This window comes from Erwinia sorbitola (assembly GCF_009738185.1).
Lineage (GTDB): Bacteria > Pseudomonadota > Gammaproteobacteria > Enterobacterales > Enterobacteriaceae > Erwinia > Erwinia sorbitola.
Genome location: NZ_CP046509.1, coordinates 3,607,681 through 3,622,383 on the forward strand (window position 1 = coordinate 3,607,681; position 14,703 = coordinate 3,622,383).

The window sequence follows — 14,703 nt, forward strand, 5'->3', positions numbered from 1 at the left end:
CCCGGCAATACGCAGCTATGCCTTCGCAGGGGCGAGGCACGCCTCGCCCAGGCATTATTCAGCCAGCATAGCGCGGGCGCGCTGCATCTGCTGTTCCGACAATGGCAAATACCCTGCCTGACTGACCAGAGCCTGGCCCTGCGTTGACAGCGCCAGACGTAAAAAAGCAGCCGTCAGCGGTTCCAGCGGTTTATCCGGCGCTTTATTCACATAGATATAGAGAGGGCGGGCGTAAGGGTAGCGGCCGCTGCGGATATTCTCAGCGCTCGGCGCAATCCACTCATTGCCATTGCGCGCTACCGGCACGATCTTAACACCGCTGATATGAAATCCGGCGCTGGCATAACCAATACCGTTTAACGTACCCGCCACCGCCTGCACAACGGCGGCAGAACCGGGATATTCGCCCACGTCATTGCGGAAATCACCGTTACACAGCGCCTGCTGTTTAAAGAACCCCCAGGTGCCGGATGCGGAATTACGCCCAAAACGTTGCAGTCCACGCGTCGCCCATTCTGGCTGGGTCAGCTCTAAATCCCCCCAGGTTTTCGGTACCGACAGCCCGCCGCAGCGGCGGGTCACGGAAAAAATAGCATCCAGCTGTTGGGCATTCAGCCCGTTCAACGGGTTGTCCTGATTGACCACCACCACCAGCGCATCCATCGCCACCGGAACCGCCAGCGGCTGATAGCCGTAGCTGTCCTCAAACAGCTGGCGCTCTACAGCCTGCATCGGGCGGCTCATGGCACCGAGCTGCGCAGCACCTGCCGCCAGCGCCGTAGGTGCAGTTGACGATCCGGCCGCCTGAATCTGCACATTGACTCCGGGGTACTGACGGTTAAAGCTCTCACCCCACAGGGCCATCAGGTTACCCAGCGTATCAGAGCCGACGCTGGTCAGATTGCCCGCCAGCATTCCCTCTTTCGCCAGCGCCTGCGAACTTACCAGCAACAGCGCCAGCGCGATTAACATTTTCATTGCATGGGTTCCGTGAGACTTAACGCAGGGCATTCTCGGCCAGTTCGGCACTGACAATCAACCTTGGTGGTAATTGAAAGCTGAAACAGGTTTCACGCCCGGGGACGCTGCTGATATCCAGGCGCGTATTGTGGTGGCTGAGGGCATGCTTCACGATAGCCAGCCCCAGGCCGCTGCCGCCGGTTTGCCGTGAACGTGCTTTGTCGACGCGATAAAATCGCTCGGTGAGACGAGGCAGATGTTCCGGCGCGATCCCCGGCCCGTTGTCCCTGACTTTGAACTGCGCTCCCTGCGGATTACGCAGCCAGCTTACGTCGATGCGCGTACCGTCCGGCGTATGGTTAACAGCGTTATACACCAGATTCGAGATTGCACTGCGCAGCTGTTCGTCGTTGCCATACACGCGCAGATGCGGATCGGTATGAAAATAGATGTCATGCCGGCCGTTACTCAGCGTTTCCGCCTCGCGCTGCAATACGCGCAGCATCATCGGCACGTCCACTTTTTCCTGCAAATCCAGCGCCGGGGCAGCTTCAATACGTGACAGGGTCAGCAGCTGCTTCACCAGGCTGTCCATACGTTTGGTTTGCTCCTGCATAGTATGCAGCGCTTTATCGCGCAGGCTCCCCTCCAGAACGGAGTCGTTCATCATCTCCAGATAACCCTGCAATACGGTTAACGGCGTACGCAGCTCATGACTGACATTGGCAAAGAAGTTACGCCGCGCCCCTTCCAGCTGATGCATCTGAGTAACATCTCGTGCCACCAGCAGCCACTGCCCTTCGCTGTAAGGCATCACGCGGAACTCAAGATGACGATGACTGTTGAGTACCAGCGTCAGCGGGCGTGAGAAATCACGCTGCCGCAGATAGCGGGTAAACTCCGGATAGCGCAGCAGGTTAAGGATGTTCTGACCGTTATCTTCCGGCCAGCGCAGGCCCAGCATCTGCTGTGCAAGGCCGTTACACCAGAAAATCGTACCCTCTTCGGTAGTCAGCACCACGGCATCAGGCAGGGACTCCGCCCCGCTGCGAAAACGTTTAATCAGATGGCCAAGTTCACGGCGGCGGCGGCGGTTACGCGCCTGCATTTGATACAGGCCGTAAAACAGCGGTTCCCAGCTGCCACGGCCGCTGGGTGGAGTCATGCTGCGGTCAACCCACAGCCAGTGAGAGAGTCGAAGTAAGTTGTTGAAATGAAAACCCAGCACGCACAGCACTGAGACTAACAGCAGCCAGGGCAGCCCGCCCACCAGCAGCCCAAGCACTAATGCGGGCAGACCGGCAAGCAGCAGCTCAAACAGTAATCTCTTCCAGGAGAGGCGTTCCAACACGGTTCAGACTCCAGCGCGAACAATCAATAGCGTGCAGAGAAACGATAACCTGTTCCGCGAACCGTCTGCACCATACGATCGTGTCCGGTCAGTTCCAGCGCTTTACGCAGGCGACGAATATGGACATCAACGGTACGATCTTCGACGTAGACATTCGTGCCCCAGACATGATTTAGCAACTGTTCACGACTATATACGCGTTCCGGGTGCGTCATAAAGAAGTGCAGCAATTTATATTCTGTCGGCCCCATTTCCAGAGGCTGGGTGTCAGACATCACGCGGTGCGATGAGGGATCCAGACTCAGCCCCTGCATCTCTATCACCTCTTCTACGGCCATCGGTGAGATACGGCGCATCACGGCTTTAATACGTGCTACCAGCTCTTTTGGCGAAAAAGGTTTGGTAATATAGTCGTCTGCACCCACTTCAAGGCCCCGGACGCGATCCTCTTCCTCGCCGCGTGCGGTCAGCATCATCACCGGAATATCGCGGGTCATGGCTTCGCGCTTCAGGTGTTTGATAAACTGAATGCCGGAACCGCCCGGTAGCATCCAGTCCAGCAGGATTAGGTCCGGCCACGGCTCAATAAGCATACTTACTGCGCTGTCATAGTCCTCGGCTTCGATCGGTTGATAGTCATTTTGTTCCAGAACGAAACACAACATCTCACGGATTGGGGCTTCATCTTCCACCACCAGAATTCGCTTGGCCATTATTGCTCCTGCTGTTGTGACAGATTTGTCACGGGGATATGCGGCGCCATTATGCGTCAGTTTTATGACACTTTTATGAAAAAAGCACCCCCCTAAAAGCATTGATGGAATTAAATAAAATCCCCGCCTCATCAATATGTTTATCGGCTCTGAATAATTCGGGATGCAGGACAGGTATAATACTCCCCTCGCTTTCTGCCATGAAAGGATCCCCATGCGCATCATTCATACTGCCGACTGGCACCTGGGTCAGTTTTTTTATACCAAAAGCCGTGCGGCCGAACACCAGGCATTTCTTGACTGGCTGCTGGAGAAGGCAGAAGCGCAGCAGGCTGACGCCATTATTGTTGCGGGCGACATCTTTGATACTGGTTCTCCGCCGAGCTATGCGCGTGAGCTGTATAACCGCTTTGTGGTCAGGCTACAGCAGACTGGCTGTCAGCTGGTGGTGCTGGGGGGAAATCACGACTCGGTGGCAATGCTGAATGAATCACGCGAACTGCTGGCCTGCCTGAATACCCGGGTGATTGCCGCCGCTGGCGATGATGTGAGCCAGCAGGTGCTGGTACTGAACCGCCGCGACGGCCAGCCCGGTGCGTTGCTGTGTGCTATTCCGTTTTTACGCCCGCGCGATATTTTACGCAGTCAGAGCGGTCAGTCCGGGCGCGAGAAGCAGCAGAGCCTGCTGGAGGCCATCACTGAACACTATCAGCGCTGCTGGCAGGAAGCTTTGACCGGCGCGATGCTCTTGGCCTGGCGCTGCCAATTATCGCCACCGGGCACCTCACTACGATGGGCGTCACCAAAAGCGATGCGGTGCGCGATATCTATATTGGTACCCTTGATGCCTTCCCGGCCGACTGCTTTCCACCCGCTGACTATATTGCCCTGGGGCATATTCATCGTGCCCAGCGTATCGCCAACAGCGAACATATTCGCTACAGCGGCTCCCCTATTCCGCTCAGTTTTGACGAGCTGGGTAAAGCCAAAAGTGTATTTCAGGTGGATTTCTGTAACGGCAGCCTGAGTGCCGTTGACGCGCTGCCGATCCCGCTGTTTCAGCCAATGCAGATGATTAAAGGTTCACTGGAGCAGATCGAACAGCAGCTGGCAGCAATCACCGCCGGTCCGCAGGATGCAACCATCTGGCTGGATATTGAAATCGTTACCGATGCTTACCTCAGTGAACTACAGCGCCGCATTCAGGAGCTGACCGAAGCCCTGCCGGTGGAAGTTGTGCTACTACGCCGCAGTCGCGAACAGCGCGAGCAGGTGATTGCCCGGCAGAACAATGAAACCCTGAGTGAGTTAAGCGTTGAAGAGGTATTTTCCCGCCGTCTGGCGCTGGAAGAGGAAGAGCCTGAACGGCTGGAGCGGGCCAGAGCGCTGTTTGCCCGTACGCTGGAAGCGGTTCGTCATGAGGAGGAGCCATCATGAAAATTTTGACCCTGCGCTTTAAGAATCTCAACTCCCTGAAGGGCGAATGGAAAATCGACTTCACGGCGGAACCCTTTGCCAGCAACGGCCTGTTCGCGATAACCGGCCCCACCGGAGCGGGTAAAACCACCCTGCTGGATGCCATCTGTCTGGCGCTGTATCACGAAACGCCGCGCCTGAAGGGTATCACCCAGTCGCAGAATGATCTGATGACGCGTGACACCGCCGAGTGTCTGGCGGAAGTGGAGTTTGAGGTAAAGGGTGTCGCCTGGCGCGCCTTCTGGAGCCAGAATCGTGCTCGCGGGGCTGCTGATGGTAATTTACAGGCTCCACGCGTTGAGCTGGCGCGCTGCCAGGATAACCAAATCGTTGCTGATAAAGTAAAAGATAAGCTGGAGATGATCGCCAGCCTGACCGGGCTGGACTTCGAACGCTTCACCAAATCAATGATGCTGTCACAGGGTCAGTTCGCCGCCTTCCTGAATGCCGATGCTAATAAACGTGCGGAGCTGCTGGAAGAGCTGACCGGTACCGAAATTTATGGTCGGCTGTCGGCGGCGGTGTTTGACCGCCATAAGCAGGCAAAGGTGGCGCTGGATACCCTGCGCGCCCAGTCCAGCGGGATGGAGTTACTCACCGCAGAACAGCATACAATCCTGAACAGCCAGCTGGCAGAGAGCGTAGCGGAGGAGCAGGCGCTCACTTCGCAACAGCAGATGCAGCAGCAAAAAATGCAGCAGCTGCAACAGCTTGAGCGCCTTCATCGGGAAAAACAGCAGCTGATCGCCACGACAAAGCAGCTGGAAGAGCAGTTGCAGCAGGAGCAGCAGGCGCTGACGGCGGCTACACAGCAGCAGCAGCAGGTATTGCAGGCGCAGGAGCAGCATCAGGCGCTGCGCTTGCAGCAGGAAACGCTGATTACCGAACAGGTATTGCCGCTCGATTTGCAGCTGTCCTCCCTGCATGAACAGGCGCAACAGCTGGAGCGTGAGCGAAGTGAACACCAACTAGCGCTTCAAACACGCCAGCAGGAAAGAGTAAAAAACCAGCAGATTCAGCAGGATAAACAGGCCCAACAGCAGCAGCTGAACGCCTGGCGTGAGGCACATCCACAGTTTGAACACTACGGTGAGTATCTGCCGCTGTGGCGCGAACGCTTTAGCCAGCAGCAGGAGAGTGAGCAATCACTGACTTCACTTCGCCTGCGGGTAAAGGCCCAGCAGCAGCAGGTACAGCAATTTGAAGAGGCCAGCCAGCGGCTTCAGCAGCAGCAGGCACCGCTGCAACAACAGCTCACAGCAGCCCAGAACAGCCTCGATTTGGCACAGCAGCGGCTGGCACCGCTTCAGCAACAGCATCCTGAAGAGAAACTCCGTGCTGCTCTGGAACAATATGCGCGCCAGCGTCCACAGCGTCTTTTGCTGGCTACCCTGCTTCCGCAGTGGCAGCAGCTGGCAACACGCCGCACGCGCTTGCAGCAGGAGCGCCAGACGCTGAGGCAGCAAATCCAGCAAAACAGTGAGCGGTTACTTACCCTGCGAGCCAGCTGGAAAGAGAAATATCAGCATCAGCAGGATCTCGATAAGCGCTGCGAGCTGGAACGACGCATTGCCGATCTGGAGCAGCACCGGGCGCAGCTGGAGCCAGGCCAGCCCTGCCCCCTGTGTGGTTCAGAAATACATCCCGCCGTGCAGCAGTATCAGGCTCTTGAACTGTCGGAAAATCAGCAGCGGCTGGCGGCGTTAAAACGCGAAGTAGAACAGCTTAAAGATGAGGGCAGCACCTGCGCTGCGCTGGAGAAACAGGCGCAGCAGCAGGACGAACGTCAGCAGCAGGAAGAGGCGGAGCTCACCCGGCAGGCGCAACAGCTGGAACAGCAGTGGCAGGCCGCCGCCGCCGTGCTGGCCCTGACGTTCAGCCCGGAACAGCACCAGCAGGTCAGCGACTGGCTGACGCAGCAGGAAGAGCAGGAAACCACGCTGCAACAGCAGCTGCATCAGCTGGAGCAGGCGCTGCGTCACTGCCAGCAGCAGAAGGAAGCGCTGTATCAGCAGCAGCAGGCATGGCAAACCCTGCAACAGCAGACTCAGCTGCACCAGCAGCAGATGGCTGCCGCCGTACAGGCCCTGAATGAGCAGCAGCAGCAACTTGCACAGGATGAGCAACGCGCAGAACAGCTACGCAACAAACTGGCGGAAGGTGTTGCCCCTCTGGGGCTGACGCTGCCGCAGGATGGCGATTATCAGGGCTGGTTACAGCAGCGCGAAACGCAGTGGCAGCAGTGGCGCACTAACAGTGAGGCTCTTAGCGCGCTGGTGCCGGAGCTGGCTACTCTCAGCAGCCGTCAGCAGGCGCTGGATGAAGAGCTTCAGCAACAGCAGGAACGACTCAGCGCACTGGAGCAGCGCCTGCAACGGCAGCAGAAAACAGTGGAGCAGTGCCGCCAGCAGCGTCAGGATCTGTTTGGCGACCGCGTGGTGGCAACGGTGCAGCAGCAGCTGCGTACGGAAACAGAGCAGCACATACAGGCCGTTCGCCGGATACAAACCGAGTGGCAGCAGCAGCAGGACAGGATAAATACCCTGACCGGACAGCATAAATCACTAAATGAGCAGTTGATTAATCTACAGTCACAGTTAGATGAAGCAGTGAGCATAGCGGGCCATATTGATGACTTATCTGCACAGCGGGCGCTGCTGGAAACTCATCTCACTACGCTCAACCATCAACTGCGCGAACTGGCCAGCCAGCAGGGGCAACTACGCCAGCAGCTTCGGGATGACAGTGAGCGCCGTAGCCGCCAGCAGTCGCTGCTGCTCGAAATCGCCGCCAACGAACAGCAGCTGGAAGACTGGAGCTACCTCAACCAGCTAATCGGTTCCAAAGAGGGGGATAAATTCCGCCGCTTTGCCCAGGGACTTACGCTGGATCACCTGGTGTGGCTGGCAAATAATCAGCTTAACCGTCTGCATGGCCGCTATCTGTTGCAGCGTAAATCACAGGAAGCGTTAGAGCTGCAGGTGGTCGATACCTGGCAGGCCGACGCGCAGCGCGATACGCGTACACTGTCAGGCGGTGAAAGCTTCCTTGTCAGCCTCGCACTGGCACTGGCGCTTTCCGATCTGGTGAGCCACAAAACCCGTATTGAGTCGCTGTTCCTGGATGAAGGTTTTGGCACGCTGGATGCGGAGACGCTCGACAGCGCTCTCGACGCCCTGGATACGCTAAACGCCAGTGGTAAAACCATTGGGGTGATCAGCCACGTTGAGGCGATGAAGGAGCGGATTCCGGTGCAGATTAAGGTGAAAAAGATTAACGGGCTGGGTTACAGCAGGCTGGAAACGCCGACGCCTTAAATAAAAAAAGGGGCGATCGTCGCCGATCGCCCCGCTATATCTCCAGCGCTTTCTCTTAGTGTGCGCTGTTTACCTTCGCACGCGGCCCCGGCAGAATGCTGCCGTTACGGCCATCGGCGGTGAGCATCGATGCTCCGGCAATAGCGGCAATGTCGTGGCTTTTATCGGTGATATTGTTGGAAATCTGCTTCACCGCTGCGGTAATCAACATCCCCACCAGGCCATTGTTGTTACTGTCCTGAGCGTCAGAGGCATAGCCCTTGCCGGACCAGATCTGTTTTCCACTGCGCAGATCCACCAGGCGCGCCGTGGCGCTCACCTCGGTCACGCTGTCCAGTACCATATATTTGGTGCCATAGGTTTCAACATCGATATACAGCGCCGCATCAGCGTTGAAAATCTCACGCAGTCTGGCAGTGCTAACCCCCTGAGCGTCAGCAGCACTGGAAAGGCCGTTCTGTTCAAACGTTTTATCCACTACCGCCACCGGGAAGACGTAATAACCAGACTCGGCCAGCGGCGCAGCGATCGTCGACACCAGGCTATGGGCAGCATTAATATCCGGGCTGCTGTTTTTGGCGGGCAGTACAACAATCGAGGCCGGTTTACTGGCACGGAAGGCGCTGTAATCATACGGTTGCTGTTTCGCACAACCGCTCAGTATCAATACCGATGCTACGGCAATAAGGGCAGATAATTTCATTATTTTTTCTCCTTATTACGCATCAGGAAATCCATATAGGCCGCTGATTCCGGGAACTGTGCTTTTTCACTATTAAACTGCTGAAAAGCCAGGTCAGGACGACCGGTATCCACATATAACAAGCCAATCTGAGCATGCAGGCCTGGAGGTACGGGTTTGTTTTTCGCTTTCGCCTGCTCAACGATCGCATTCAGCGATTCAATCTGTTGCTCAGGAGATTTATCATGCTGATAATAGCTGTAGAGCGAAGACTGATAGTCTCCCCAATAATACATCGGCTCTTTATTTTTGGCGCAGGAGGTTATCAGCAGCGCAGCAATAGCCACGCCAGCAATATTCATCACTTTCATTATTTATTCCCTGAAAACTATTTTACCGGACGCCATGCGCCAGATTCGATTCCATTCACCAGATGATTAACCGCTTCGCGTACCGCTAAATCCATCACCTTGCCATTTAACGTCGAGTCATAGCTGGCAGTACCGCCAAAACCAATCACTTCACGGTTTGACAGACTATATTCTCCGGCGCCCTGAACGGAATAAACCACCTCAGAGGTAGCAACATCCACGACATTAAGATTCACTTTGGCGTAGGCCACCTGAGACTTACCGCGACCGAGAATACCCCACAGCTGCTGGTCGCCTACTTCTTTGCGGCCAAACTCAGTAATATCACCGGTGATAACGTAGTTAGCCCCTTTGATGGTCTGCTGAGTGCCCTTGTACTGCGATTCAGCTTTGATCTCATCCAGATTTGCACGGTCAAGAACATTAAAACGACCGGTCTGCTGCAAATGAGTAATCAGAATTGTTTTCGACTGGTTGCCCAGGCGATCGACACCGTCAGAGAACACGCCGTTCATATACGCGGAGCGGTTATCGAATTTGCCAACAGCAATCGGGCTTTTTGCCCCGTGATATTGTGGCTGAGATGCCGCCGTAACCTGAGGAGCTTCTATTGAGCGGGAAGATTCAGTCGCACAGCCCGTAACCATCGCTGCGCTTAATATTGATAAGGCAATAATGCTTTTGGATTTCATTTCATATCCCTGAATGAAGTCATAACGCAAATAACAACCCTGATTCTGAATGAATACTCAGAATATAATCAGCGAAGGTTATTATAAATAAAGGCAGGACGCCTTTGGCACGAAAGATTACCACAGGGAATTTGTAAAAATAAACTGAAAGATTAAATTATTTTAATTTATCACGGGTATAAACTAAGTATTATCTTAACTTAACGCAAATAATAAATTTCCCATATACCGGCAGGACGCTTTGCAGGGCTTAACCCGCCAGCTCATGCTGCCGCCACTGACGCGGGCTGATGCCGAACCAGCGACGGAAAGCACGGGAGAATGCGCTCACCTCTGAGTAACCGAGCAGCAAAGCCATTTCGGAGATCGGCAGCTGACGCTGCTGTAAATAGTGTTTCGCCATTTCACAGCGAACGGTATCTACCAGCGTGGTAAAGCTTAACCCTTCTTCACGCAGACGCCGCTGTAATGACCAGCTGGACAAGCCCATTTTTTCCGCCACATCCTCCAGTACCGGCTCCCCCTGGAGGATCACCTGATGAACCTGTGCCCGCGCCTGATCGACAATGTTCTGCTGCGGTGTCGTGCTGTTCAGGCGGCGAATGGCATCCTGCATCACCCCCAGCAGCAGCGGATCGCTGTCCGGCATGGCGCGCAGCAGATCGCGTTTTGGGATCAGTAAAGAGTTAAACGGCTGATCAAAATAGACCGGAGCATCAAAGACTTTACAGTGCTCGTGCCACTGTCCTGGACGGGGATGTTCAAAATGGACTTCACGCGGTGCCCAGTTTTTTCCGGCCACGTGGCGGATCAGATTAAGGAACATCCCCAGCGTCAGCTCTGCATCCTGACGGCGGCAGAGGATGGCACCGTGGCGCACCTGATAGTCCAGCCGCCAGCAGTCGCCCTTATCCACCAGCCGTGTCAGCGTATCGTGCTGATGCCATGGAAAGGCGCTGACGACATTATGCAGTGCCTGCTCCAGCGTGGCGCTGCACAGACCGATATAGCCAATCAGACCTAATGACTGCGGTTTGAACTGCCTGCCGTAATGCAAACCGAAGTTATCACAACCTGAATGACGAGCGGCCTCTTCCATCACACGGCAGTAGTTAATTAAGCCGAGGCTGAGGGTGGGCTGCGCCAGCAGCTCCGGATTGATACCGCTGACGCCAAAGATACGATCGACGTCGCCGCCGCTGTGACTGATAAACTCGCTGAGTCCGCTGGCAGCGGCGGCCAGCACGCCGCGGTTACAGGCGCTGGCGCTGCCAAGGACATGGCTGATTTCCGGCCTGGCCAGGTTGCTTTGCATCATCATCGTTATTGCCTTTAAGCTGCGGTGGATACCTTATTTACAGCAAGTTCCGTACCAACCCCAGCCTTCAGCAAATTCATGCATTTACCCTTTAATTATTGGCACGGTAAGCACCGCCGGGGCGCAGAGTGCCCGACAACGGTGCAACCGGCTCAGGCTCCAACCGGCAGTTCACTGGTTTCAAGATAACGACGACACAGGCGCACCGAGTGATCGGCCCACTGGGATCCAAGGCTCTGCGCCATCTCGGTTTCCGCGTGAGATCCTGCCCAGGCCAGCAGCTGAATACGACGCTGGATCAGCAGCGCAGGTATCTTTTCCATCTCCGCATCGCTGATGTGCGCCACCTGCTCATAGCCGCGGATCCAGTGATCAACCCACTCAGCCGCACGCGGATGATGCTCAACAAAACTGATCGCCGCGGCCAGATCGTGCAGATACCAGCCGAACCCGCAGTCATCAAAATCGATCACCCGGGTTTCGCCCTTGTGCAGCAACAGATTTGTCAGCCGCAGATCCGCATGGATCAGCCCGTAGTTATGCGGATCTTTACCAAAGTCAGTCAGCGTCGATCCTACGTGCGCAATGGTCTCTTCAACGACGCGATGATCCGCTCCCCGCAGATTCGGCGCATCGCGCCAGTCGCCCCAGTGACTTTGCGGGCTGACCATGGTGTGATGATCCCAGATGATGCGCTGAAAACCCGCCGGGCGCTGCCAGCTGCGGCTGTGCTGATGCAGACGAGCGGTAATATTCCCCAACTGCTGAAAAGCGCGTGGATCCACATCTGTTCCGGGCATCTCCCCGTCAATCCAGTGGAACAATACCGCATAGCGCACGACGCCCTCTTCCAGCAGCAGACTTTGTACGGTTTGCCCTTCGCGGTCGGCTACTGCCTGCGGCACCTCGATGCCGGTTTCCCGCAGTGCATCCAGCCAGTGCAGCTCACTTTCGATATCAGCACGCTGATGGTAATCCGCACGGTGCAGCCGCAGGGCATAGCGTTTACCGCCAGCCTCCACTAAAAAGGTGGCATTTTCTGATCGGCACAGCAGGCTGAGTTTGCCCTGGAACGCCGCCGGATAGCGTAACAGGGTCATTTCGGCGAGGCGCAGCAGCGCGGCATTGGTCAGGGTGTCATATTGTTTGGCGGTCATAGTCTGGCTCCGGAGTCAGTTTCAGGCAGTGCTTCTTTGCCTGACAGCATCCTATCGCTGGCCCCCTTCCGGCTTGACCGCAGACGACCCTGTTTTGACCGCAGCGTACACCTGGCACTTTTTTTGCGAGGGAGTTGACCACAGAGCACAAAAATCATCATGCCCGCGTCAAGTTTCCCCTAACGGGCAACGGCATTATCGAATAACGCCCTCCAACAAACTTTACGCGACAGGTTGCTGCAACGTGGGGAATGGCGGGGAAACACACTGACGGGGATAACAGCATGACAAATAAATTAAAGCCCACGCTGGGCACCATACATTTGTGGGGCATTGCAGTAGGTCTGGTAATTTCCGGGGAATATTTTGGCTGGAGCTATGGCTGGGGAGTGGCGGGCACGCTCGGCTTTCTGCTGACAACGCTGATGATCGCTACCATGTATACCTGTTTTATCTTCAGTTTTACCGAACTGACCACCGCGATCCCCCATGCCGGTGGCCCGTTTGCCTATAGCCGTCGTGCATTTGGTGAGACCGGCGGGCTGATTGCCGGTATGGCAACGCTGATTGAATTCGTCTTTGCTCCCCCGGCGATCGCCATGGCTATCGGTGCCTACCTCAATGTTCAGTATCCGGAGCTGAATCCAAAGTACGCGGCGGTGGGTGCCTATATCGTCTTTATGACGCTGAATATTCTCGGCGTAAAGCTGGCCGCGATGTTTGAGCTGGTGGTTACCGTACTGGCAGTGATCGAACTGCTGGTGTTTATGGGCGTGGTCGCTCCGGGCTTCAGCATTGCCAACTTCGCCGCCAACGGCTGGGCAGGCGGTGAGCACTTTGGTATGCCTGCACTTTCCGGTATTTTTGCCGCGATCCCGTTTGCTATCTGGTTCTTCCTCGCCATTGAAGGCGCAGCGATGGCCGCAGAAGAAGCGAAAGATCCGAAGCGGACGATCCCGCGCGCCTATATTGCCGGGATCCTGACGCTGGTCGTGCTGGCACTTGGCGTGATGCTGATGGCTGGCGGTGCCGGAGACTGGCGGGCGCTGTCAAACATCAACGATCCGCTGCCGCAGGCGATGAAAATGATCGTCGGTGAGCACTCCAACTGGATGCATATGCTGGTGTGGATCGGTCTGTTTGGTCTGATCGCCAGCTTCCACGGCATTATTCTTGGCTATTCGCGCCAGTTCTTTGCCCTCTCCCGCGCCGGTTATCTGCCTGCGGGCCTGGCGAAACTGTCACGCTTCCAGACGCCTCACCGGGCGATTATTGCTGGCGGTGTGATCGGCATTGCGGCGATCTTCAGCGACAGCTGGATCAATTTACAAGGGATGTCACTGACCGCCGCAATGATCACCATGGCCGTGTTTGGTGCCATCGTGATGTATATCATGAGTATGTTGAGCCTGTTCCGTTTGCGCCGTATCGCGCCGGAGCTGGATCGTAGTTTCCTCGCCCCTGGCTACCCGATAGTGCCGGGTATTGCGCTGGTACTGGCGGTGGTGTGTCTGGTAGCGATGCTGTGGTTCAACGCGCTGATTGGCGCGCTGTTTGTCGCACTAATGCTGGCGGGCTATATGTGGTTCCTGCTGACCAAAAGCCAGCGTGATAACGCGCCGCATGATGCCATGCTGCAAGGGGAATAAGCTTCTGGTTAACTGATTAAGGGGCGGCCTGTAATGAGGGTCGCCCCATTTTTATTTTTACAGCGGCCACAGCCAGGCTGCACCGCGCACTCCGCTGGAATCGCCATGAACGGCGCGACGGATTGGCGTTTCAAATTCCCCGCCAAATACCCAGTTTTTTACCAGCAGTGGCACCGTCTGATAGAGCCGCTCGACGTTGCTCATACCTCCGCCCAGCACAATCATGTCCGGATCAAGAATATTGACCACATGAGCCAGCGACTTTGCAAGACGCAGCTCATAGCGGCTCATCGCCAGCTCGGCGACGGGATCCTGTTTGATAACCCGCTGCATAATTTCCGCGCCTGTTAACGCCGTGCCGCTGAGTCGCTGATAGTCGGTGGCGAAACCGGTGCCGGAGATAAAAGTTTCAATACAGCCTGACTTACCGCAGTAGCAGGGAACTTCTTCACGGTAGCGCAGCTCATCTTCATCCATCCACGGCAGCGGATTATGGCCCCACTCTCCGGCGTTGCCGTTACCGCCGCTATGCGCCTGTCCGTTCACCGCCACGCCAGCCCCACAGCCGGTACCGATAATTACCGCAAATACCGTCTGCTTTCCTGCCGCCGCACCGTCTACCGCTTCCGACACCGCAAGGCAGTTAGCGTCATTGGCAATGCGTACTTCACGGCCCAGACGCTGCTGTAGATCTTTATCCAGCGGCTGGCCATTAAGCCAGGTGGAGTTAGCATTTTTTACCCGACGGGTGTAGGGCGACAGCGTACCGGGAATGCCCAGACCAACGCTCCCCTGCTGCCCCGTCACCTCCTCGGCACGCCTGACCAGTCCGACGATGGTTTCCAGGGTTTTTTCATAGTCGTTGCGCGGCGTGGGAACGCGATAGCGAAACAGCTCTTCACCCTGGTCAGATAAAGCGATCACTTCTGTTTTTGTGCCACCTAAATCGATACCGATACGCACTTGTTATTCCTCATGATTTGACGGCGAGATTAATACCTTAGAAGGCGCGATGCG

11 protein-coding genes and 1 pseudogene are annotated in these 14,703 nt (G+C 56.0%); 3 read left to right on the forward strand and 9 right to left on the reverse strand.

Going from position 1 to position 14,703, the window contains the following annotated elements; translation table 11 throughout:
- Window positions 1-54: 54 nt before the first annotated feature.
- From GN242_RS16390 to phoB, 3 genes are read right to left on the reverse strand one after another with little or no spacing between them, the layout of a single operon-like run.
- Window positions 55-978, reverse strand: coding sequence for a PstS family phosphate ABC transporter substrate-binding protein (locus GN242_RS16390; protein WP_154752413.1), 924 nt, complete (start codon window positions 976-978; stop codon window positions 55-57).
- 19 nt (window positions 979-997) lie between these two features.
- Window positions 998-2,311: a phosphate regulon sensor histidine kinase PhoR gene (phoR, locus tag GN242_RS16395; RefSeq protein ID WP_156287842.1), complete on the reverse strand. Its 1,314-nt coding sequence runs from the start codon at window positions 2,309-2,311 to the stop codon at window positions 998-1,000.
- A 23-nt stretch (window positions 2,312-2,334) separates the two neighbouring features.
- Window positions 2,335-3,024: a phosphate response regulator transcription factor PhoB gene (gene phoB, locus GN242_RS16400; protein WP_133846278.1), complete on the reverse strand. Its 690-nt coding sequence runs from the start codon at window positions 3,022-3,024 to the stop codon at window positions 2,335-2,337.
- Between the two features lie 214 nt (window positions 3,025-3,238).
- Here phoB and sbcD point away from each other — a divergent pair.
- Window positions 3,239-4,461, forward strand: a pseudogene (sbcD, locus tag GN242_RS16405) (exonuclease subunit SbcD).
- Complete coding sequence (gene sbcC, locus GN242_RS16410; RefSeq protein WP_156287843.1) at window positions 4,458-7,817, forward strand: exonuclease subunit SbcC; 3,360 nt, start codon at window positions 4,458-4,460, stop codon at window positions 7,815-7,817. The pseudogene sbcD and the gene sbcC overlap by 4 nt, the downstream one beginning before the upstream one ends.
- Before the next feature lie 55 nt (window positions 7,818-7,872).
- Here sbcC and GN242_RS16415 read toward each other — a convergent pair whose 3' ends face one another.
- The 5 genes from GN242_RS16415 to GN242_RS16435 all read right to left on the reverse strand — a co-directional run bounded on the left by GN242_RS16415 (window position 7,873) and on the right by GN242_RS16435 (window position 12,037).
- Window positions 7,873-8,520 (reverse strand): DUF799 domain-containing protein, encoded by a 648-nt coding sequence (locus GN242_RS16415; protein WP_154752416.1) that lies wholly within the window; start codon window positions 8,518-8,520, stop codon window positions 7,873-7,875.
- Window positions 8,520-8,870 carry a DUF4810 domain-containing protein gene (locus GN242_RS16420; RefSeq protein ID WP_154752417.1) on the reverse strand — a complete coding sequence of 117 codons (351 nt, stop codon included), beginning with the start codon at window positions 8,868-8,870 and terminating at the stop codon, window positions 8,520-8,522. Before GN242_RS16420 ends, GN242_RS16415 begins: the two co-directional genes overlap by 1 nt.
- 17 nt (window positions 8,871-8,887) lie before the next feature.
- Window positions 8,888-9,562 carry a CsgG/HfaB family protein gene (locus tag GN242_RS16425; protein ID WP_156287844.1) on the reverse strand — a complete coding sequence of 225 codons (675 nt, stop codon included), beginning with the start codon at window positions 9,560-9,562 and terminating at the stop codon, window positions 8,888-8,890.
- 250 nt (window positions 9,563-9,812) lie between these two features.
- Window positions 9,813-10,880: an AraC-like transcriptional regulator QhpR gene (gene qhpR / locus GN242_RS16430; protein WP_156288301.1), complete on the reverse strand. Its 1,068-nt coding sequence runs from the start codon at window positions 10,878-10,880 to the stop codon at window positions 9,813-9,815.
- A gap of 152 nt (window positions 10,881-11,032) precedes the next feature.
- The gene (locus GN242_RS16435; protein WP_154752419.1) at window positions 11,033-12,037 is read right to left on the reverse strand and encodes a phosphotransferase enzyme family protein; all 1,005 of its coding nucleotides are present in this window, start codon (window positions 12,035-12,037) and stop codon (window positions 11,033-11,035) included.
- Window positions 12,038-12,321: 284 nt separating this feature from the next.
- Between GN242_RS16435 and eat the strand changes: the two genes are divergently transcribed.
- A complete protein-coding gene (eat, locus tag GN242_RS16440) occupies window positions 12,322-13,686 on the forward strand; it encodes an ethanolamine permease (RefSeq protein WP_154752420.1) in 1,365 nt (454 codons plus the stop codon).
- Window positions 13,687-13,743: 57 nt separating this feature from the next.
- On the opposite strand, the gene mak is transcribed toward eat, so the two are convergent.
- On the reverse strand, window positions 13,744-14,649 hold the full coding sequence (gene mak, locus GN242_RS16445; RefSeq protein ID WP_156287845.1) for a fructokinase: 906 nt from the start codon (window positions 14,647-14,649) through the stop codon (window positions 13,744-13,746).
- Window positions 14,650-14,703: the final 54 nt, after the last annotated feature.